The 21,056-nt window shown below is 64.7% G+C and carries 23 protein-coding genes; 16 read left to right on the forward strand and 7 right to left on the reverse strand.

Annotated features, from left to right (window positions below):
- Nucleotides 1–33: 33 nt before the first annotated feature.
- The 3 genes from LH20_RS03340 to LH20_RS03350 form a co-directional block, all read right to left on the reverse strand.
- Nucleotides 34–420: a VOC family protein gene (locus LH20_RS03340; RefSeq protein ID WP_053552995.1), complete on the reverse strand. Its 387-nt coding sequence runs from the start codon at nt 418–420 to the stop codon at nt 34–36.
- Between the two features lie 44 nt (nt 421–464).
- Nucleotides 465–1,601, reverse strand: coding sequence for a cell wall hydrolase (locus LH20_RS03345; protein ID WP_053552996.1), 1,137 nt, complete (start codon nt 1,599–1,601; stop codon nt 465–467).
- A 142-nt stretch (nt 1,602–1,743) separates the two neighbouring features.
- The gene (locus LH20_RS03350; RefSeq protein WP_235527096.1) at nt 1,744–2,556 is read right to left on the reverse strand and encodes an ABC transporter ATP-binding protein; all 813 of its coding nucleotides are present in this window, start codon (nt 2,554–2,556) and stop codon (nt 1,744–1,746) included.
- Nucleotides 2,557–2,636: 80 nt separating this feature from the next.
- On the opposite strand from LH20_RS03350, the gene LH20_RS03355 reads away from it, so the two are divergent.
- From LH20_RS03355 to rbfA, 7 genes are all read left to right on the forward strand, one after another.
- The gene (locus LH20_RS03355) at nt 2,637–3,212 is read left to right on the forward strand and encodes a hypothetical protein (RefSeq protein ID WP_144423498.1); all 576 of its coding nucleotides are present in this window, start codon (nt 2,637–2,639) and stop codon (nt 3,210–3,212) included.
- Nucleotides 3,213–3,331: 119 nt separating this feature from the next.
- Complete coding sequence (locus LH20_RS03360; protein ID WP_053552998.1) at nt 3,332–4,468, forward strand: ISAs1 family transposase; 1,137 nt, start codon at nt 3,332–3,334, stop codon at nt 4,466–4,468.
- Between the two features lie 163 nt (nt 4,469–4,631).
- Nucleotides 4,632–5,177 carry a ribosome maturation protein RimP gene (gene rimP / locus LH20_RS03365; RefSeq protein WP_053556068.1) on the forward strand — a complete coding sequence of 182 codons (546 nt, stop codon included), beginning with the start codon at nt 4,632–4,634 and terminating at the stop codon, nt 5,175–5,177.
- Nucleotides 5,177–6,832, forward strand: coding sequence for a transcription termination factor NusA (gene nusA / locus LH20_RS03370; protein ID WP_053552999.1), 1,656 nt, complete (start codon nt 5,177–5,179; stop codon nt 6,830–6,832). Before rimP ends, nusA begins: the two co-directional genes overlap by 1 nt.
- Nucleotides 6,813–7,580 carry a DUF448 domain-containing protein gene (locus tag LH20_RS03375; protein WP_053553000.1) on the forward strand — a complete coding sequence of 256 codons (768 nt, stop codon included), beginning with the start codon at nt 6,813–6,815 and terminating at the stop codon, nt 7,578–7,580. The genes nusA and LH20_RS03375 overlap by 20 nt, the downstream gene beginning before the upstream one ends.
- Before the next feature lie 9 nt (nt 7,581–7,589).
- Entirely contained in the window at nt 7,590–10,139 is a 2,550-nt protein-coding gene (gene infB / locus LH20_RS03380; RefSeq protein ID WP_053553001.1) for a translation initiation factor IF-2, read from the forward strand.
- Between the two features lie 52 nt (nt 10,140–10,191).
- Nucleotides 10,192–10,599 carry a 30S ribosome-binding factor RbfA gene (gene rbfA / locus LH20_RS03385; RefSeq protein ID WP_053553002.1) on the forward strand — a complete coding sequence of 136 codons (408 nt, stop codon included), beginning with the start codon at nt 10,192–10,194 and terminating at the stop codon, nt 10,597–10,599.
- 38 nt (nt 10,600–10,637) lie between these two features.
- On the opposite strand, the gene LH20_RS03390 is transcribed toward rbfA, so the two are convergent.
- From LH20_RS03390 to LH20_RS03405, 4 genes are all read right to left on the reverse strand, one after another.
- A complete protein-coding gene (locus tag LH20_RS03390) occupies nt 10,638–12,062 on the reverse strand; it encodes a WS/DGAT/MGAT family O-acyltransferase (protein WP_053553003.1) in 1,425 nt (474 codons plus the stop codon).
- 90 nt (nt 12,063–12,152) lie between these two features.
- Nucleotides 12,153–12,473, reverse strand: a complete 321-nt coding sequence (locus LH20_RS03395) for a DUF1971 domain-containing protein (protein ID WP_053553004.1) — start codon at nt 12,471–12,473, stop codon at nt 12,153–12,155.
- A gap of 2 nt (nt 12,474–12,475) precedes the next feature.
- On the reverse strand, nt 12,476–12,889 hold the full coding sequence (locus tag LH20_RS03400; protein WP_053553005.1) for a hypothetical protein: 414 nt from the start codon (nt 12,887–12,889) through the stop codon (nt 12,476–12,478).
- Nucleotides 12,882–13,361, reverse strand: coding sequence for a group III truncated hemoglobin (locus tag LH20_RS03405; protein WP_053553006.1), 480 nt, complete (start codon nt 13,359–13,361; stop codon nt 12,882–12,884). Before LH20_RS03405 ends, LH20_RS03400 begins: the two co-directional genes overlap by 8 nt.
- 83 nt (nt 13,362–13,444) lie before the next feature.
- Between LH20_RS03405 and LH20_RS03410 the strand changes: the two genes are divergently transcribed.
- The 9 genes from LH20_RS03410 to LH20_RS03450 all read left to right on the forward strand — a co-directional run bounded on the left by LH20_RS03410 (nt 13,445) and on the right by LH20_RS03450 (nt 21,027).
- Nucleotides 13,445–13,876, forward strand: coding sequence for an RrF2 family transcriptional regulator (locus LH20_RS03410; protein WP_053553007.1), 432 nt, complete (start codon nt 13,445–13,447; stop codon nt 13,874–13,876).
- 43 nt (nt 13,877–13,919) lie between these two features.
- Nucleotides 13,920–14,522: a thymidine kinase gene (locus LH20_RS03415; protein ID WP_053553008.1), complete on the forward strand. Its 603-nt coding sequence runs from the start codon at nt 13,920–13,922 to the stop codon at nt 14,520–14,522.
- Nucleotides 14,515–15,054, forward strand: a complete 540-nt coding sequence (locus LH20_RS03420) for a GNAT family N-acetyltransferase (RefSeq protein WP_053553009.1) — start codon at nt 14,515–14,517, stop codon at nt 15,052–15,054. Before LH20_RS03415 ends, LH20_RS03420 begins: the two co-directional genes overlap by 8 nt.
- 64 nt (nt 15,055–15,118) lie before the next feature.
- Nucleotides 15,119–15,535 carry a DUF6491 family protein gene (locus tag LH20_RS03425; protein ID WP_235527098.1) on the forward strand — a complete coding sequence of 139 codons (417 nt, stop codon included), beginning with the start codon at nt 15,119–15,121 and terminating at the stop codon, nt 15,533–15,535.
- A 32-nt stretch (nt 15,536–15,567) separates the two neighbouring features.
- Nucleotides 15,568–16,470: a tRNA pseudouridine(55) synthase TruB gene (truB, locus tag LH20_RS03430; protein WP_053553011.1), complete on the forward strand. Its 903-nt coding sequence runs from the start codon at nt 15,568–15,570 to the stop codon at nt 16,468–16,470.
- A gap of 25 nt (nt 16,471–16,495) precedes the next feature.
- Nucleotides 16,496–16,765 carry a 30S ribosomal protein S15 gene (gene rpsO / locus LH20_RS03435; protein WP_053553012.1) on the forward strand — a complete coding sequence of 90 codons (270 nt, stop codon included), beginning with the start codon at nt 16,496–16,498 and terminating at the stop codon, nt 16,763–16,765.
- Nucleotides 16,766–16,960: 195 nt separating this feature from the next.
- Nucleotides 16,961–19,261, forward strand: a complete 2,301-nt coding sequence (pnp, locus tag LH20_RS03440) for a polyribonucleotide nucleotidyltransferase (protein ID WP_053553013.1) — start codon at nt 16,961–16,963, stop codon at nt 19,259–19,261.
- A gap of 186 nt (nt 19,262–19,447) precedes the next feature.
- A complete protein-coding gene (locus tag LH20_RS03445; RefSeq protein WP_053556069.1) occupies nt 19,448–20,164 on the forward strand; it encodes a peptidylprolyl isomerase in 717 nt (238 codons plus the stop codon).
- A 68-nt stretch (nt 20,165–20,232) separates the two neighbouring features.
- Nucleotides 20,233–21,027, forward strand: a complete 795-nt coding sequence (locus LH20_RS03450; protein ID WP_053553014.1) for an outer membrane protein assembly factor BamD — start codon at nt 20,233–20,235, stop codon at nt 21,025–21,027.
- The last annotated feature ends 29 nt before the right edge of the window (nt 21,028–21,056 follow it).

Here is a 21,056-nt window from a genome sequence, read left to right on the forward strand (position 1 = left end):
GGCGTGCGGCCTCGCGACCGCCGGACGGAAATATTATCCCTGCGGGGGCTCCCATAGTTCGATCGGATTGCCCTCAGGGTCGTGCACGCGCGCAAAGCGGCCGATTGCGGGGTCGTTCCATTCGTCCTTTGTAATGATCTCCTCGCCCGCAGCGCGGAATGGCTCGAGTACCGCGTCAAGGTCGTCGACCCGGAAATTGACCATGTGCTGACGGTCGGGCGGGAAATAATCGCTGTCCGCCTTGAAGGGTGCGAAGACGAGGGGGCCGGCGGTGACGTTCCAGACCCACTCGTTGGGCGCTATGCTGTTGTCCGCACTGCAGCCACCCCCGACGCCGAGCCGTTCTTGATACCAGGCCTTGAGCGCTGCAGGCTCGCGCGATCGGAAGAAGAGCCCGCCGATACCTTTTACATGACCCATGATGCCTCCTCCTGCCGTCCGGCAGGAAGGCTAGGACGATTGGCTCAGCGAATCCACTCCCCGCTGCCCTTGAACTCCTCGCGGATCTGGCCCGACTGGTTGAGCCGGGGATCGGCGTAGCTCGGGGGCGGCGGCACGGGTTGCCGGGTGCTGGCGACGGGCGTGCCCACATCCCGCCCTTCTTGCGTGAGCGCGCCCGGCATCGGGGCTGCGGGGCCATCGGGAAGCGGCAGTGCGGCCGATTCTGGAGGCAGCGCGGCCGCGGCGGCGCCTTGCGCGCGCGCCGCGAGCTGCTCGGCGACGGGCAGATAAGGACCCGGCGCTGGCTCGCGGCCGAGATAGGGGGCGCGAAACGCGTCGGGCATCCCCCAGCGACCGCGCCAGCGGTGGAAAATATGGGCACCGACAATATTGGTCATGACCAGGCTCTTGCCCCAGCGCGGCCAGATCGCCTGCGTATGATAATGGGTTGCGAGCCCGACGCCGGGAAAGACCGTGCCACCGAGCGCCGCCGATGCGACGCGGCTTGCGCGCAGCCAGCCGGCGCGGCTGGGTGCGCGCGCCATGGCGCCGTCGCAGGCAAAGCTGAACTGGCAGACGCCCGGACGCTGCGATCCCTGGAAGACGACGCCGCAGACGGTGTTGGGAAAGCTCGGGTGACGAACGCGATTGAGAACCACCTGCGCGACCCCGCGCATTCCATCGTCGCTTTCGGACGCCGCCTCATAATAGATGGCAGCGGTCAGGCAGTAATGCGCGCGCTCGCGATCAAGGGCCGTGACGCCCCGAAAGACATAGGTTTTGGCGGTTGGGCCGATAAATGCTTCCTCGCGCAGCGCTGCGGGATCAACGGGCGGTTGGCCGGTCGCGTCGGCATAGCCGATACTTGCTGGATCAGGGAGTGTCGGGTCGATCTTGAGTGCATCGGCGTAGCTGCCTGCATTCATGATCGCCCAGCGCTCGGGGTCATAGGGTTTGAAGCTCAGCGCAACGCTGACGCTGTAAGGGCCAAGGCGCGGGGTATAGGCGCGCAGCTGGCCGCTGCCCAAAGCCATCGCCAATGAGGCGACAATCACGGCGGCGATCAATCCTGCCCAGAAATTGCGCCCTGGACCTGCCGGCGGTTCGGCCAGCGGATCGACCCAGGCTCTGCCCGGTGTAAGATGCAATTCGGGTTTCATGCGTGCGTCGGAAATCCCGTGCCATCCCGTGCGACCGATTCGCGAGGGACTCCACGCTGCCTCTCATATGCTGCGAGATACGAACAAAAGGTTGCGCGGGCGGGCAAAGCGTCTCGCGGCGGGACAGGCGCGCGGCGCGCGATCAGCCCGCAATGTCGGCGCGGTACCAGTCGCCGCGGGGTGACACCGTGACGGGGAGGCCGAAGAGGTCGGTGAGCCTGTCGCTGGTCAGGAGGTTCGCCTTGGGCCCGTCATGGAGGAGGCGGCCGTCGCGCAGCATCACGATACGCTCGATCTCGGGCAATATCTCATCGATATGATGGGTGATAAGCAGCATTGTCGTTCCGCCCCGCGCGATGCTGCGCAGCATCTCGAGAAAATGATGCCGCGCCGCGGGGTCGAGCCCGGCGCAGGGTTCGTCGAGGAGCAGCGCGCGCGGCCGGTGAGCGAGGGCGCGGGCAATCAGCACGCGGCGCGCTTCGCCGGTAGAAAGGCTTGCCATGCTGCGTCCGACGAGGCTGCTTGCGCCGACCTCTTCGAGTGCAGCGCGCGAGGCGTCGATCATCTCCTGCGTATGGTGCTGATGCCTCCAGAGGCCGCGCGAGGCAAAGAAACCCGAGACGACGCAGTCGAGCACCTCGAGCGGCGGCTCGGCGTCAAAATCGAGCTGCTCCGACGAGGAGACGATACCGAGACGTTTGCGCAGCTCGAACACGTTCCAGCTTTGATGCCCGAAGATGCGCACGTCAGCGCCCCAGGCGGGATAAAGCTCGCGCGTCACGAGCTTGACGAGCGTCGACTTGCCCGAGCCGTTGGCACCGAGGATCGCGCAGCTCTCGCCCGCAGCGATCGTCAGCGCGGGCAAATCGAGAATCACCGCTTCATCCGCCATGACGCGGACACCGGCGAGGGCAAGGAGAGGAGGATCGTCGGCCATCGCGGGCGCGTTGAGCATGGCGCGGCTCTGAAGGGCAAGGGGAAAGTGCCGGCCGCGAAGACGGGGGCCGCCCCATTGGGGTAGGACGCCCTTCGATTATGGCCTACCTTCCGGGGGTGACACGAATCATGTTCCTGCTCGCTGCGCTCGCCGCGTCCGCGCCCCTGCACGCCCAGTCCGATCTCGAAGAAGGCTTCGCTGGCGCTCTTCGCGGATGCGAGACGTGGGTCCTCGACCCCGCCAGCTGGTCGCAGGGCCCGGGCCCTTTCGTTGCAGCGGTGCACCTGGGCGACAAGATGGGGCTGGTCGACCGCGTTGACGAAGTGACCCTCCCGCCCAGGGAATTGCGGCAGGCAAATCATTATTGGCGGATAAATGCGACGGAACAGTCCGGCTATGTGCTGGTTGTATCGGATCGGTTGCCGATGTGTCATATTACTGGCGGCGGCGCCGAGGACCTGCAGCCCGCCGTCGAGGCGGTGATCGCCTCGGCCGATTTTCAGAAGCGCTGGGAGGCAGACGGCGAGGCCAGAAACGGCGAGATGGTATCAAGCCGCTACCACAACCTCGATGACCCTGCGCTCTCCATCATCATCAGCCGCGCCCGCTCGCCCGGGCAGCGGCTGGACCGTGTCCAGCTCGTGGCGACCGCTATATACGAGCCGAAACGCTGAAGCCTCGAGGCGGGGCCCCTCGTCGCCGGCCCAGGGCAATCGCTTCAGGTTAACGATTGGGGGTGGCGTTTGAAGTGCTGAGCTGATTCAGGGGTGCTCCACCTAGGAGGGGGCATTTGATGGCCGGCACTGTATCGCTACTGGATCATTTTTCGGCGCTGAAGGATCCGCGCCAGCAATGGCGGGTGATCTATCCACTTCGAGAGATCCTGTTTCTGGTTCTGTCCGCGACGCTGAGCGGAATGGAAGATTTTGTCGAGATCAGGCTGTGGGGGCAGCAACGTCTGGACTTCCTGCGCCGCTTTCTGCCCTTTGAGCGCGGGATACCGGCGCACGATACATTGAACGACGTGATCAATGCGATCGACGAGGAGCTGTTCAAATCCTGCTTTGCAAGCTGGGTAGAGACGCTGCGCGAGCAGGATCCGGACATCATCGCGATCGACGGCAAGACCTCGCGCCGGTCGCATGACCGCGGCCGCGGCCGTGATCCGCTGCACATGGTATCAGCCTGGGCGACGCGCCAGCGTCTGGTTCTGGGACAGGAGGCGATCGAGCATAAATCGAACGAGATCGTCGCCATTCCGCGCCTGCTCGAGCGACTGGAACTCAAGGGCGCGCTGGTGACGATCGACGCCATGGGCACCCAGAGCGAGATCGCCGAGAAGATCGTGGCGAAGGGGGGCGATTATTTGCTGGCGCTCAAAGCCAACCGGCCGGCTACCTATAAGGATGTAGTCCGCTTCTTCGCTGATCCGCCCGCCGATCAAGTCTCCAAGCCCTTCGAAACGGTCGAAAAGGACCATGGCCGCCTCGAGAGCAGGCGTCATGTCGTATGCCACGAGGTGGATTGGCTGTTCTCCGACCGGCGCTATCCCGACGAACCACGATTCCCGCATCTCGCCATGATCGCGATGGTCGAAACCCAAGTCGAACGACAGGGGCGCCTCGAGCAGGAGCGACGTTATTATCTCTCCTCTGCCAAGCTCGATGCCAAAAGCTTCGCCGCTGCCGTACGCGCCCATTGGGGCATCGAAAACCGGCTTCACTGGGTCCTCGATGTCGTCTTCCATGACGACCTCGCCCGCCTCAGAACCGGTTCCGGCCCCCAAAATATGGCCGTCGTCAAACACATGGCCATGAACCTGGTGCGCGCTCAGGACGATAAGCACAGCCTCAAGGTCCGCCGTAAACTCGCCAACCTCAATCCCGACTACCTCCAGAAACTCCTCACTCAAGACCCCGCGTTAACCTGAAGCGATTCCCCTGGTCGCCGGCCCATTCCCCCTTGCCGAGGCCTTGCAACGCGCCTATATGCAGCCCACTTCTTGACATGGCTAGCCAGTTGGGACGTCGGGGCCGCGGGCCGCGGCGGCTATTCCCACATGCTTTCCGGTCATCCAAATGGGAATGATGAATTTGGTCGATTTCGACGCTCTCAATGCGATCATCGCGCCCGAAACCGAGGCGATGGGCCTTGCGCTTGTGCGCGTCGCCTTTTTCGGTGGCGAGAGCGACCCGACGCTGCAGGTGATGGCCGAGCGGCCCGATACGCGCCAGCTGACGATCGACGATTGCGCCGAATTGTCGCGCCGCATCTCGGACCGCCTCGACGCGCTGGAGGAAGCCGGAGAGGATCCGGTCGACGGCGCTTACCGCCTTGAAGTCTCTTCACCGGGCATCGACCGGCCGCTGACACGCCGCGCCGACTTCGCCGACTGGGCGGGACACGAGGCGAAGGTGGCGCTCAAGGAGAAGTTGGAAGGGCGCCAGCGCTTCAACGGCACGCTGATCGGGATCGACGGCGATGTCGTGACGATTTTGGACAAGGAAGAGGTCGAGCACAAGCTGCCGTTCGATGCGATCGATACCGCAAAGCTCGTGCTCACCGACAAATTGATTGCCGCAACCGTCCCGCTCTCGACTGAGGGCGCTGACGAAATGGAAGAAGAAGGACAGGACTGATGGCCACTGCCATTTCCGCCAACAAGGCCGAGCTGCTCGCGATCGCCAATGCGGTCGCCAGCGAGAAGATGATCGACAAGGCGATCGTCATCGAGGCGATCGAGGAAGCGATCCAGCGCGCCGCGCGCGCGCGTTACGGCGCCGAGAACGACATTCGCGCCAAGCTCGACCCCCAGACGGGCGACCTGCGCCTGTGGCGCGTCGTCGAGGTCGTCGAGCAGGTCGACGATTATTTCAAGCAGGTCGACCTTGCTGCGGCGCAGAAGCTTCAGAAGGACGCCAAGATCGGCGACTTCATCGTCGACCCGCTGCCCGCGGTCGACCTTGGACGCATCGACGCGCAGTCGGCGAAGCAGGTCATCTTCCAGAAGGTCCGCGAAGCGGACCGCGAGCGCCAGTATCAGGAATTCAAGGACCGCGCGGGCGAGATCATCACGGGCGTCGTGAAGTCGGTCGAGTTCGGGCACATCGTCGTCAATCTGGGCCGCGCCGAAGGCGTGATCCGCCGCGACCAGCAGATCCCGCGCGAACTGATGCGCGTCGGCGACCGCGTGCGCGCCCTGATCCTGTCGGTGCGAAGCGAAACCCGTGGGCCGCAGATTTTCCTCAGCCGCGCTCATCCCGACTTCATGAAGAAGCTCTTCGCGCAGGAAGTCCCTGAAATCTACGACGGTATCATCGAGATCAAGGCCGCTGCACGCGATCCGGGCTCGCGCGCCAAGATCGGCGTGATCAGCTATGACGGCTCGATCGACCCCGTCGGCGCGTGCGTCGGCATGAAGGGAAGCCGCGTTCAGGCTGTCGTTCAGGAAATGCAGGGCGAAAAGATCGACATCATCCCCTGGTCGGAAGACACCGCGACCTTTGTCGTCAACGCCCTTCAGCCGGCTACGGTGCAGCGCGTCGTGATCGACGAGGATGACGGGCGCATCGAGGTCGTCGTTCCTGACGATCAGCTGAGTCTCGCCATCGGCCGCCGCGGCCAGAATGTGCGTCTTGCAAGCCAGCTCACTGGCAGCCAGATCGACATCATGACCGAGGCTGACGCGAGCGAGAAGCGCCAGCGCGAATTCGTCGAGCGCTCGACGATGTTCCAGGAAGAGCTCGACGTCGACGAGACGCTCGCGCAGCTGCTCGTTGCCGAAGGCTTCGGCGAGCTGGAAGAAGTCGCCTATGTTCCGCTCGATGAGCTCGCGGGCATCGAAGGCTTTGACGAGGAATTGGCGCAGGAGCTGCAGAGCCGTGCGACCGAGGCGCTCGACCGCCGCGAGGAGGCGGCGCGTACGGAACGCCGCGAACTTGGCGTCGAAGACGCGCTTGCCGAAATTCCGCACCTTACCGAGGCGATGCTCGTCACGCTCGGCAAGGCGGGGATCAAGACGCTCGACGATCTTGCCGACCTTGCAACCGACGAACTCATTGCCAAGAAGCGGCAGGACAATCGCCGCGGCCCTTCGCGCGACCGCGGGGATCGCGCAGAGGACAAGGGCGGCGTGCTGGGCGAATATGGCCTGACCGAGGAGCAGGGCAACGAGATCATCATGGCGGCGCGCGCGCACTGGTTCGAGGACGAACCCGAGGCGGCCGCGCCTGGTGAAGCCGCCGCGGCGGAGCCGCAGAACGGGGAGGCCGCCGATGCGGACCCCGCGCAATGATCAGCTGACCGAAACCGACCGCGCAAAGGGGCGCGGCAGCCATGTGCCCGAGCGGCGCTGCGTGGTGACCGGCGAGGTGGCGCCGGCTGAAAGGCTCGTGCGCCTCGCGCTCGGGCCTGACGGCCGCATCGCTCCCGACGTCCACGCCAAGGCACCCGGGCGCGGGGCCTGGATCGGTGTGCCGCGTGCCGAACTCGAAGCTGCACAGGCCAAGGGCAAGCTCAAGGGCGGGCTTGCCCGCGCGCTCCATACTGGCGACATCCTCATTCCCGATGACCTTGGCGAGCGGATTGCCGCGCAGCTGGCACGTGCGACGCTTGACCGGCTGGGCCTCGAATCGCGCGCTGGCACGCTTATCAGCGGCAACGACAAGATCGAGCAGGCGGCGCGGCGCGGACAGGTTCGTCTGCTTCTTCATGCCAGCGATGCTGGCGAGGACGGGCGCAAAAAACTGGCTCAGGCCTGGCGCGTCGGCGAGGAAGACGAAGGCTCGGGACGCGAAGGGATGGTCTTGCCCGTAGACCGAAACACCCTATCTATGGCACTGGGGCGTGAGAATGCGGTGCATCTGGCGATTATCGACGCCCGCGCCGCTGACCGGGTGCTGGCGCATTTGAGCCGCTGGCAGTTTTTTACCGGATGGAGTAGGGACGCGGCCAACCGCGTTTCGCCGGAGGATTCCCGCGCGGCGGGAGACGAGGCTGTGTCCACGGATTCCGGGGCTTCGGACGCGTTTTTGAAGGAATGATGGTTTTCGATGAGTGACGAACAGGACAAGCCGACCCTTACCCGCAAGCCGTTGGGGCTGAAGCGGACGGTCGAGGCTGGACAGGTGCAGCAGCAATTCAGCCACGGGCGCCGCAACACGGTGGTGGTCGAGGTGAAGCGCCGCCGCGTGATCGGCCGTCCGGGCGAAGCCGCCCCCGCGCCCGAGCCCGAAGAGGTCCAGGCCGCGCCCGCGCCGAAGCCCGCGCCTGCTCCCGCACCCAAGCCCGCGCCTCCGCGCGCGAGCGAATCGGACAGCCTGATGACGCGGCAGGAGCGTCAGGCGCAGCTGCTGCGTGAGGCCGAGGAAGCCCGCATGGCGGCGCTTGAGGAAACGCGCCGCCGCGAAGAGGCTGCGCGCGCCCGCGCTGCCGAGGAAGAAAAGCGGCGTGCTGCGGAGCGTGAGCAACAGGCTGCAGCCAAGCCCGCCGAACCAGAACCGGCGCCCGCGCCGGCGCCGGCGTCGGCTGCGAGCGAGCCCGAGGCCGCAGAAGCCCCTGCAGCTGAGGCCCCGCGCCCGGCAGCGGCGCCGCGTGCCGCGGCGACCGCAACGCCTGCGCCGCGCCGCTTCACGCCGGTCGAGGCGCCCAAGCGCCCCGAACCCAAGCGACCCGAGCCCAAGGCGAACCGCGGTGCCGACAATCGCCGCCAGTCGGGCAAGCTGACCGTCGCCCGCGCCCTGAACGAGGATGAAGGCGCTCGCGCTCGCAGCCTTGCGGCACTGAAGCGCGCGCGCGAAAAGGAACGGCGTTCGCATATCACCTCGTCGGGGCCGCGCGAAAAGCAGGTCCGTGAAGTCGTCGTGCCTGACACGATCACCGTTCAGGAACTTGCGAACCGCATGGCCGAAAAGGGCGCGGATCTTGTGAAGGCGCTGTTCAAGATGGGCATGCCGGTCACCGTCAACCAGACGATCGACCAGGATACCGCCGAACTGCTCGTCACCGAGTTCGGGCACGAGATCAAGCGCGTGAGCGAAGCCGATGTCGATATCCGGCATGACGAGGACGTTGACGACCCGGCAGCGCTGAAGCCGCGCGCGCCGGTGGTCACGATCATGGGTCACGTCGACCACGGCAAGACCAGCCTGCTCGACGCGCTGCGCGGCGCGAACGTCCAGGCGGGCGAAGCCGGCGGCATCACCCAACATATCGGGGCCTATCAGGTGAAGACCCCCGACGGGTCGCTCGTCACCTTCCTCGACACGCCGGGTCACGAAGCCTTTACCGAGATGCGCGCGCGCGGTGCCAATGTCACCGACATCGTCATCCTGGTGGTCGCCGCCGACGACGGGCTGAAGCCGCAGTCGATCGAGGCGGTCAACCACGCCAAGGCGGCCGGCGTTCCGATCATCGTCGCGATCAACAAGGTCGACAAAGAGGGCGCGAATCCGCAGCGCGTGCGTGAGCGTCTGCTCGAGCATGAGGTGATCGTCGAGGAAATGGGCGGTGACGTCCAGAATGTCGAAGTGTCGGCGCTGAAGAAAACCGGCCTCGACAAGCTGCTCGACGCGATCGCGCTGCAGGCCGAGATCATGGAACTCAAGGCCAACCCCGATCGCGCTGCTGAAGGCACGGTTGTCGAGGCGAAGCTCGACAAGGGCCGCGGCCCGGTCGCGACGATCCTGATCCGGCGCGGCACGCTGAAAGTCGGTGACATCTTCGTCTGCGGCGCCGAAAGCGGCCGCGTTCGCGCGCTGGTCGACGATCACGGCAAGCAGATCAAGCAGGCTGGCCCCTCCACGCCGGTCGAGGTCCTTGGACTGGGCGGCGTGCCGATGGCGGGCGATACGCTGACCGTCGTCGAGAATGAGGCGCGCGCCCGCGAGGTCGCGGCCTATCGCCAGGAGCAGGCTCTCAAGAAGCGGACGGCGCAAGCGCCGGTCAGCCTCGAGGGCATGTTCTCCGCGCTCGCCGACAAGGCCAATGTCATCGAATATCCGGTGGTCATCAAGGCCGACGTGCAGGGCAGCGTGGAGGCGATCGTCAACGCGCTCAACAAGCTGTCGACCGACGAGATCCGCGTTCGCGTGCTCCATTCGGGCGCAGGCGCGATCACCGAGAGCGACGTGACGCTCGCCGCGTCGACCAAGGCCCCGATCATCGGTTTCAACGTCCGCCCGAACGCCAAGGCACGCGAGATCGCCAACCGCGAGAAAGTGCGTTTCCTCTATTATGATGTCATCTATCATCTGACCGAAGAGGTCGCGAAGGAGATGGCGGGCGAACTCGGCCCCGAACGCGTCGAAACCGTCGTCGGCCGTGCCGAGGTCAAGGAGGTCTTCCCGGCCGGCAAGCGCGACAAGGCGGCTGGTCTTCTCGTGCTCGAAGGCTCGATCCGCAAGGGGCTGCATGCGCGCCTCACGCGCGACGACGTCATCGTCTCGGCAACGACCATCGCGTCGCTTCGCCGCTTCAAGGATGACGTCGCCGAGGTGCGCGCAGGGCTTGAGTGCGGTGTCGTGCTCGCGGATACGAACGACATCAAGCCGGGCGATCACCTCGAGGTCTTCGAGGTCGAGGAACGCGAACGCACGCTGTAATTGAACCATCCCTGCACCTCCGCCGGCGCGGGGGTGCAGGAGGAATTGATCGATGCGTCATAATGAGACCCAGTCCGGCCCCTCGGTCCGCGTGCTGCGCGTGGGCGAGCAGGTGCGTCATGTGCTGAGTGAAATCCTCCAGCGCGGCGACGTTCACGACGATGTGCTCGCATCGCACCCCGTCAGCGTGACCGAGGTTCGCATGTCGCCCGACCTGCGCCATGCGACCGTTTTCGTGAAGCCGCTGCTCGGCCGTGACGAGGATGCGGTGATCAAGGCGCTCAGGACCAATACGGCCTATCTCCAGCGCGAGGTCGCCCACCGCATCCGCATGAAATATGCAGCAAAGCTCAAATTTCTGCCCGATGAGAGCTTCGACGAAGCGAGCCATATCGAGAAACTGCTGCGCGATCCGAAGGTGGCGCGCGACCTGGGGCCCGCGGAGGAAAAGGACGCCTGACGTCTACTTTCACGACATCGGTTGAACTCGGATAGCGATTATTCAGCTCGCTTGATCCCCGCCGCTGACTCCAGTTCGACCAGCGCGTCCTCGAGATAATCGATCATCCGCTGCGCATGTGGGACGCTGCGGCGGCAGGCGGTGATGCCAAAGTCGATATTCTTGTTGTTGGAAACCTGCGTGATGTTCATCGCCATCCCGTCAACGGGGATGCTCGCGGGATACATGCCATCGAGCCGCGCCCCGTTCCAGTACATCTGCTCGCGCGGTCCGGGTACGTTGGAGATGGTGGCCGAATAGGCCGGGAACTTGTCGGCGGTGCGGGTGAGCGCGGTCAGCAGCTGCGGGACGCTGGTGATCGCGGTATAGATCTGGATCTGCTGGGCGGTCATCGCGCGCAGCTGCGCCTTTGCGGCGTTCATCGACGCCTGGATGGCGGCCATCCGCTCGACAGGGTCGTCGATATTGGTCGCGAGATTGGCGGTAACCGAGGCGACCGAATTTCCCGAATCGACATCGTCCTTGGGGCGGATCGACACCGGCGCCATCGCCTTGAGGGGCTTGTCGGGCAGCTCGTTCAACGATTGGAGATATTTGCGCATCGCGCCCGCGCACATGCCAAGCACCGCGTCGTTGATCGTCCCGTCATAGGCTTTGCCGACGGCCCGGACGCGCTCGAGCGACCAGCTTTGCGCAACGAAGCGGCGCGCGCCGGTGATGTTGCGGTTGAAACTGGTCCGCGGCACGCCGGTAAAGGGGGTGGCAAGGCCATCCCCGCCGAGACCGAACAACGCGGCGGCATATTGGTTGAGCGCCTTTGTCACGCCGACGCTGTTGCCCCATTGCTCCTTCAGGAAGTCGCCGATCGCCTTGATGTCGGTCAGGTTCGCAAGCAATGGCTTCGGCTTGGGGGTCGGGAACCTGCGCTTGTAAGCCTCATAGGCTTCGACCGAGAGCGGCGAGCAGGCGCGCCGCTCGGAAGGGTCGGTGGAGAGCATCGAATTGTAGAAATGGATGCTCGCGGCGCCGTCCATCAGCGCATGATGAATCTTCTTGAAGGTTGCGATCTGGCGGTTCGGCAAGCCCGAGATGAGCGTAATCTCCCACAAGGGCCGGGTGCGGTCGAGCAGCCCCGAATGAAGACGCGAGGCGAGCTCGAACATCTCGCGGTAGCGCCCCGGCTTCGGCAGCGCCGCGGCGCGGACATGGTAGTGCATGTCGATATCGCGGTCGGGCTCGAGCCGGATCGGACCATATTGCCCAAGCGGGGTCAATTTCAGGACTTCGCTGAACGGGCGCCGCAGCCCTCCGGGCTGACGGAGCAAGGCGAGCTGTTCGTTCAGCCATTCGGTCTCGTCGACATCGTCGGGAAGGGTGTAGAGATTGATGCCGCCAATGTGCATCGGCATTTCGCGGCTTTCCCCCCACAGGAACATTGCGTCGGTCACCGGCATCAGCCGCATCGGCGGTTCCCCCCCCCTATCGCATCATGCGCGCAGCATGACAGCGCGCGGCGGCGTGTCAAGAAAGGGCAGGAGCCAAAGGAGCTGCGTTCAGGCTGCCTCGGGCGCGCCGGGTGCGCAAAAGGCGATCTCGATCGTTACGGCTCCGTGCCGTTCAAGATGATGCGGGACACAGGGCGGGATCAACATGGTATCGCCGGACTTGAGCAGGCGCGACCCGCCCCCTTCATCATCCCAGTGGAAACGGATCGAGCCGGCAAGGACCGTGAGCAGCCCCCATGCCCCGACTTTCAGATCGTGGCGGCGGAGCAGGCCGGCCGGGATCTCGCCTGCACCAAATGGCCCGATCCTCCGGTAGGCGCGCGCCCCCGAGGGGAGGGCGGGCCCGCGTTCGGCGATTGGCGCCGCCATGGTCAGAAGCCAGCGGCGGCGCGGGTGATGAAGAAGGTCACGCCAAGAAAGGCGAAACCAGCCGGTACTGCGAGAATTTGCGCTGCGACACTGCGCCGGTCCATCGGACCGGTCCAGGTCTCAAGCAGACCATCGGTGCGATCGAGCGGCGAATCATGTTCGGCGCCTTTTTGCGCATGGAGGAGCTTGGCTGTTCCGAAGAACATGAGCATGTAGAGGCCGGAAATGACGAGCATCATCACGGTCGCTGCATCACGTCCGGTTGCCGCAAAGATGCCGAGGAAAAAGATCGCGTAGCAGGCGAACATGGTCTGCCAGGCCGCGCGCGGGAGCTGGAAACCCGCCTGGCTGCCGCTCGTTTCATAAGGATCGTTCGAGCGATAGGCCGGTGGGGGCAGGGGCGGGCGGTCAGACATCGGGCAACTCCACTTTCTTCGCAAGAGGATCGCTGCGGTCGCGGTGAACCCAGATGCCGGTGAGCAGGCTTTCGGCTATCATCCGTGCCTTCGCGCCGACATGGCGGACCGCCTCGGGGGTGGGAGCGATATCGTCGAGCGTCCGGTAGAAGAGCCGCAGCCATTGCTGGAAATGCTCCTGCCCGATCGTCGGGATCGCCAAATGTTTCATCATCGGGTTGCCGGTGAAATTGCCGGCGCTCAAGAGGATCGTCTGCCAGAAGCGGTTCATCTGGCCGAGATGTTTCGGCCAGTCATCGATCCGCTCGTCGAAGATCGGGCCGAGCATCGCGTCCTCGCGCACCGACGCATAGAAGCGGTCGACCATCTCGGCGATGAAAGCTTCGTCGATCCCCATCGCATAGGCTTCGGCCCGCCGCTCCTCGCGGGCAGCGATCGCGTGGGGGTGAGCCTGAACCGTTCGTGTCGTCATCTGTCTACCGACTCTTTATTGGGCATTTGAAATACCTCTTTAAGCGGGTTGCCGATAAAAGCAATATCTAATATACCTATTTTATGAAGCTCAGCCTCCACAGCGATTATGCCCTGCGCATCCTCATGGCCCTCGCCGCAACCGGGCGACAGATGTCGGTCGACGAGATCGCGGGCCAATACGGCATTTCGCGCAATCATCTCGCCAAGGTCGCGCAGCGGCTGCAGGCGCTTGGCTACGTGCGCGCGCAGCGCGGCCGCGGCGGCGGGTTGACGCTCGCGCGTGATCCCGAGACGGTGATTGTCGGTTCGGTGGTGCGCGAGTTCGAAAACCTGGAAGGGCTGGTCGAGTGCATGGCCGCAGCAACCTCGCGCTGCCCGGTTCGGGGCAGCTGCGGGCTGCAGGGGGCCTTGGGCGGGGCTCTCGCGGCGTTTCTGAAGCACCTCGACGGCTACCGGCTAAGCGAACTGGTCCCCCAGCCGGATCGCTTTCGCGCGCTCCTCGGCGCCGCCTGATTTTCAAGTTGCGCGCCCGCCTCAAGTCGGTATCGCATCGCCCATGGCGAAGCTCTATTTCTATTATGCCAGCATGAACGCGGGCAAGTCGACGACGCTGCTCCAGGCAGATTTCAACTATCGCGAGCGCGGGATGGAAACGATGCTCTGGACCGCGGCGCTCGACGACCGCTATGGCGCCGGGCAGATCACCAGCCGCATCGGCCTGCTCGCCGAAGCGCACAGGTTCGACCCCGACAGCAATTTGTGGGCGGGGGTGAAGGCCGAGCACGCCAAACGCCCGCTTGCCTGCGTGCTCGTCGACGAAGCGCAATTTCTCTCGCGCGCGCAGGTTCTTGATCTTGCCCGGCTGGCTGACGAGGCCAATATTCCCGTGCTCTGCTACGGCCTGCGCACCGACTTTGCGGCCAATCTCTTTCCCGGCTCGGCCGCCCTGCTGGGCCTTGCTGACGCGCTCGTCGAACTGAAGGCGGTGTGCGAATGCGGGCGCAAGGCGACGATGAACCTGCGCGTCGATGAAGCTGGCCGCGCGGTGGTCGAGGGCGCGCAGACCGAGATTGGCGGCAACGACCGCTACGTCGCGATGTGCCGGCGCCATTTCATGGAAAAGCGCCGGCAGGCGGCTGAAGTGCTCGCCGATGCTTGACCGCCTGTACGCCGAGCTGGCCGAGGGCGACACCAGGCTCGTCAAGCTTGCCGAAGAGCATCGGGAGGCACTGCGCGCTGCGTGCGCTGCCGACCCCGACATCTGGCACATCTACGCCTCGAGTTTCGATCCTCAGCATTTTGACGCAGCCTTCACCGGGCTGCTCGCGAAGCCTGGCTGGATGCCCTACGCGGTGCTCGCCGGCGCGCGGCTCGTCGGCATGACGGCCTGGTTGAGGGCGGACGTTCCAGCGCAAACGGTCGAGATCGGAGGCAGTTATATTCAACCCGACGTGCGCGGCACCGGGTTGAATGGGCGTGTGAAGCGGCTGATGCTGGGCCATGCCTTTGCGGTCGGGTTCCGCCGCGTCGAGTTTCGTATCGACGAGCGCAACAAGCGTAGCCAGGCGGCGGTCTCAAAGCTCGGCGCGACGAAGGAAGGCGTGCTTCGGGCGGAACGCATCACCTGGACCGGGCATGTTCGCGACACGGGACTTTGGTCCGTGCTCGCCGCGGAGTGGGAAGGCGCCTGAGCTTTCCCAGGTAGACAGGGGCGCGGTCAGCGCCCGTTCAGCCACACCGTGCTAGAAGCCGTCCATGAGACAGAAACTCGCACTCTCCCTGGCCGCCATGCTGCTTCCCCTTTCGGCAGCGGCGGCCGACGAGCCTCAAAAGGCGCCGCGCGAGATCGGTGCCGAGGCCAGCATTGCCTTTCCAGGGGACACGACAATCCGCAACTGGCGCGCCGACCGCGAGCGCGGCATCTGGGTGCAGGATCGCCGCGGCGATTGGTATTATGGGCTGTTTGCAGGAATCTGCCGCGACGTCGATTTCGCGCAGGCGATTGGTTTCGACACCCGCGGACAGGCGCGCCTCGACCGCTTTGCTACTCTCCTCGTGCGCGGCGAACGCTGCCCGCTCGTCTCCTTCGTAAACGCTGAACCGCCGCCCTCGAAGGCGGAGCGCGACAGGACGAAGGACACGGCCGATGCGAAGGTTGCGCCCGCAAATTGACAATCCGCATCGCAACCGCTTAGCGGCGGCGGATGAACGGCTGGATCATTCTCGATAAACCGGTGGGGCTTGGCTCGACGCAGGCGGTGGGCGCCGTCAAGCGCGTGTGCCGCGAGGCCGGGCTCGGCAAGGTCAAGGTCGGCCATGGCGGCACGCTCGATCCCTTGGCATCCGGGGTCTTGCCGATTGCGCTCGGCGAAGCGACCAAGCTCACCGGGCGGATGCTCGATGCGAGCAAGGTTTATGACTTCACCGTGGCTTTTGGCACCGAGACTGCGGGGCTCGACGCCGAGGGCGAAGTGGTCGCGGTGAGCGAGGTGCGACCCACACTTTGCGAGATCGCCGCGGTGCTGCCGCGCTTCACCGGCGACATCGAACAGGTGCCCCCCGCCTTTTCGGCCATCAAGGTCGATGGCGAACGCGCGTACGACCGCGCGCGCAAGGGCGAGCGGTTCGAGATGAAGGCGCGGGGCGTGACGATCTACAGTCTTCATGTCGAGGATAAGGGAGCAGGCGAAGGCGAGAGACTGGAGGCGCTGACCTTCACGGCCCATGTCTCGAAGGGCACCTATATTCGCAGTCTCGCCCGCGATATTGCGCATGCCGTCGGCAGCGTCGGTCATGTCACCATGCTCCGCCGCACCAAAGCGGGACCTTTCACGCTGGATGACGCGATTTCGCTGGACAAATTGAACGCTTTCGGCCAAGGGGCCGCGCAATCAGAGATTATTCTGCCGCTCGAGGCAGGGCTGGTCGACATCCCGGCTCTGGACCTTTCCCCGGAAGCGGCAGGGGCGATCCGACAGGGTCGCGTCTGGACCGGGGTAAGCACGCACGACGGGCTCTACTGGGGGCGGGACGGCGAATGTCGCCCGATTGCCCTGATAGAAGTTTCGGCGGGAACGCTGAAAGTCGTGCGGGGCTTCAATCTTTAAGCCATGATGTTCGAGGAAAGTGATTATGTCGATTACCGCCGAGCGTAAAGCCGAAGTCATCCAGGACAATGCCCGCGCAAAGGGGGACACCGGTTCGCCAGAAGTCCAGGTTGCGATCCTCACGGACCGCATCAACACGCTGACCGAGCATTTCAAGACGCACCACAAGGACAATCACAGCCGCCGCGGGCTGCTGATGATGGTCAACAAGCGTCGCAGCCTGCTCGACTATCTCCGCAAGAAGGATGAGGGTCGCTATCAGGCACTGATCGCAAAGCTCGGTCTTCGCAAATAAGATTTCGAAGGCGGCCCCGGGCTCCGGGGCCGCTTTCATTTTATCCGTTCGCGTGAACGGAGTTGGAGGAACAGTCGCAATCCGGCGACGGTTTCGCAAGCAAGGGGCCAAGAAACGCCCCGTACCGCCCCGGGCCGGACTGCCCGGACACAGAGGCCCCGCCCGGCATAGGGCCCGGCGGGCGAAGGAAAATCCATGTTTGACGTGAAAAAAGTATCGATCGAGTGGGGCGGTGAAACGCTGACCCTCGAAACGGGCAAGGTTGCCCGTCAGGCCGACGGCGCCGTGATGGCGACGCTGGGCGAAACGGTCGTCCTGTGCGCCGTGACCGCCGCGAAGTCGGTCAAGGAAGGGCAGGATTTCTTCCCGCTCACCGTCCATTATCAGGAAAAATATTCGGCCGCAGGGCGTATCCCGGGCGGCTTCTTCAAGCGCGAACGCGGCGCGACCGAAAAGGAAACGCTGGTCAGCCGCCTGATCGACCGCCCGATCCGCCCGCTGTTCCCTGAAGGCTTTTATAACGAGATCAACGCCATCGCTCAGGTCCTGAGCTATGACGGCCATAATGAACCCGACATTCTCGCGATGGTCGCCGCCTCGGCTGCGCTCACCATCTCGGGTGTGCCCTTCATGGGTCCGATCGGCGCTGCCCGCGTCGGTTACCTCAACGGCGAATATATTCTGAACCCCACCGACGAGCAGGTTGCCGAAGGCGATCTCGACCTCGTCGTTGCCGCGACGCACGACGCGGTGATGATGGTCGAATCCGAGGCCAATGAGCTTTCCGAAGAGGTCATGCTCGGCGCGGTAATGTTCGCGCACGACGCCTGCAGGGAGGTTGTGAAGGCGATCATCAATCTTGCGGAACAGGCTGCCAAGGATCCTTGGGAAATCGCCTCGTCGGACGACAATGCCGCACTCAAGGACAAGCTGAAGAAGCTGATCGGCAAGGACATTGCCGCAGCCTACAAGCTCACCGACAAATCGGCTCGCTCCAATGCCTTGAACGAGGCGCGCGCGAAGGCGAAGGAACAGTTCGTCGCCGATGGGCTCGACCCGCAGGCGGTGATGGCCGGCATCAAGCTGGTCAAGAAGCTCGAGGCCGAAATCGTGCGCACCGCCATCCTCAAGGAAGGCAAGCGCATCGACGGCCGCACCACGACCCAGATCCGTCCGATCGTCGCGGAAACGCACTTCCTGCCGCGCGCGCACGGTTCGGCGCTTTTCACCCGCGGCGAGACGCAGACGATCGCGACCTGCACGCTCGGCACCAAGGAAAGCGAGCAGATGGTCGATGGCCTCAACGGGCTCAGCTACCAGAATTTCATGCTCCACTACAACTTCCCGCCCTATTCGGTCGGTGAAGTTGGCCGCTTCGGCGCCCCGGGCCGCCGCGAAGTCGGCCACGGCAAGCTCGCCTGGCGCGCGCTGCATCCGGTGCTGCCGTCGAAGGACGACTTCCCCTACACGATCCGCCTGACCAGCGACATCACCGAGTCGAACGGCTCGTCGTCGATGGCGACGGTGTGCGGCGGCTCGCTGTCGCTGATGGACGCCGGGGTGCCGATCAAGCGGCCGGTCTCGGGCATCGCGATGGGCCTGATCCTTGAAGGCAAGGATTATGCGATTCTCTCGGACATCCTGGGCGACGAGGACCACCTCGGCGACATGGATTTCAAGGTCGCGGGCACGTCCGAGGGCATCACCACGATGCAGATGGACATCAAGATCGCCGGCATCACGAAGGAAATCTTCGAGGCCGCGCTTGCGCAGGCCAAGGAAGGCCGCGCGCACATTCTCGGCGAGATGAACAAGGCGCTCGGCGAGACCCGCAGCGAATTGTCGGCGCATGCGCCGCGGATCGAGACGATGCAGATCGACAAGGCGAAGATTCGCGACGTCATCGGCACCGGCGGCAAGGTGATCCGCGAAATCGTCGCGACGACCGGGGCCAAGGTCGACATCGACGATGAGGGCCTGATCAAGATCTCGTCGAGCGACCTCGACCAGATCGAGGCTGCGCGCAAATGGATCAGCGGCATCGTCGAGGAACCCGAGGTCGGCAAGATCTATGACGGCAAGGTCGTCAATCTCGTCGATTTCGGGGCGTTCGTGAATTTCATGGGCGGCAAGGACGGTCTCGTCCACGTCAGCGAAATCAAGAATGAGCGCGTCGAGAAGGTCGCCGACGTCCTGAGCGAAGGCCAGGAGGTCAAGGTCAAGGTCCTCGAAATCGATCCGCGCGGCAAGGTTCGCCTGTCGATGCGCGTCGTCGACCAGGAAACGGGCGAGGAACTTGAAGACACCCGCCCGCCGCGCGAACCGCGCGAGCGCGGTGATCGGGGCGACCGCGGCCCGCGCCGTGAAGGCGAGCGCGGCCGGGGCGGCCGCGACCGCGGTCCGCGCCGCGATGGCGAAGGCCGCGGCCCGCGCCGCGAGCGCAGCGACAATGTTCCTGAAGATGAGGGTCATGTGCCCGACTTTCTGAAGGACTGATCGCCTGCCAGGCAGAAAATGAAAAAGGGGCTGCGAGAGCGGTCCCTTTTTTTTGAGCCAGACGACGGGCGCGCGGCGGTGATGAGGTCGCCTTTCCCTGACGCGGCATGCCCTGCCTTCCTGCCGCTTGGCCTCTCGCAAGCCGGGGACTCGCCAAGGACACCGGCTTTGGGATATGTCCCGCGCATGCTCACGATCTTCCTGCCGCTTCTCGCACTTGCCGCCCAGCCTGCCGAAACGATGCCCGCCTCGCCGCCCGCGCCCGCGGCAACGTCCGGGCCTTCGGCCGCTGCCGCGGCGGACACGCGGCCTTATGTCGCGCTCACGACCGATCTTGGCACCATCACGCTGCGCCTCGAGGACAAGCGCGCACCCGCCACGGCGGCGAATTTTCTGCGCTATGTCGATACAAAGCGAATGGACGGCTTCAAATTCTATCGTGCGACGCGAAGCTGGGGTCCGGACAATCGCCTCATCCAGGCCGGAAACCGCGGGGATGCGGCGAAGAATTTCCCGCCGGTCAAACATGAGGCGACGACGATGACGGGGCTTACCAACTGTGATGGCGCGCTGTCGATGGCACGGCTCCATCCGGGCGACGCGACGACCGACTTCTTTCTGCTTCTCTCCGATATCAAGGGCTTTGATGCCGACGCGGTGGGCGGCGATGGCGCAGGCTTTGCGGTGTTCGGCGAGATTGTCGGCGGCCGCGACATTGCCGAGAAGATTTTCGCCGCGCCGCTCTCGCCCACCGCGGGCGAGGGCGCGATGAAAGGCCAGATTCTGGACCCGATGGTGACAATCAGGACTGCGCGCCGCGTTTCCGCGCCCGCGGATGCGCCCCAGGGCTGCGTCGTCAAGGCCGCGGCGGCGGAGCCTGCGCCCGGCGCATCGGCCCAATAGCAGGGCAAAGCGGCGCTGCGCGCTATCATTTATTTTGCGTTCATCGGCGCTGTGGCTATACCGCGCGCATGACTCAGCCCGTTTCCTCGCGCGCCGCCGTGCGCCTGCTCGCCGCCGCTCTTGTGATGACGCCCCTGTTGGCGGCCTGCGCCGGGGGAGGCGGGGTCAAAAAGGATACCCGGTACGTCGCGCGCGACGTCAGCACGCTTTATCGGGCGGCGCAGGACCGGCTCGACCGCAACCAGTACAAGCTTGCCGCCGCGCTGTTCGACGAGGTCGAGCGGCAGCACCCCTATTCGCCCTGGGCGCGGCGTGCGCAGCTCATGAGCGCCTTTTCCTATTATATGGACCGCGAATATACGCCCTCGATCGAAGCGGCGCAGCGCTTCCTCGCGATCCATCCGGGCAACAAGGATGCGCCCTACGCTTATTATCTGATCGCGCTGAACTATTATGAGCAGATCAGCGACGTCACCCGCGACCAGAAGATTACCGAGCAGGCGCAGGCGGCGCTGGGAGAGGTGATCCGCCGCTACCCTGACACGCGCTATGCCGCCGATGCGCGGATCAAGATGGATCTTGTGCGCGATCACCTTGCAGGCAAGGAGATGGAGATCGGCCGCTTCTATCAGCGCAGCTCGAACTGGCTTGCCGCCTCGCTGCGCTTTCGCGAAGTAACCGAAAAGTTTCAGACCACGAGCCACGCACCCGAAGCACTGTACCGTCTGACCGAATGCTATCTCGCGCTCGGTATCCCGGGCGAGGCGAAGAAGGCGGCGGCGGTGCTGGGCGCCAACTATCCGGGCAGCAAATGGTACAAGCGCGCCTTCGACCTGATGCAGAGGCACGCCCCGCAGGCCTGACGCATCGCGCGATAGATTCGCATTTTGTT

The sequence above is a fragment of the Sphingopyxis sp. 113P3 genome (assembly GCF_001278035.1).
GTDB lineage: Bacteria > Pseudomonadota > Alphaproteobacteria > Sphingomonadales > Sphingomonadaceae > Sphingopyxis.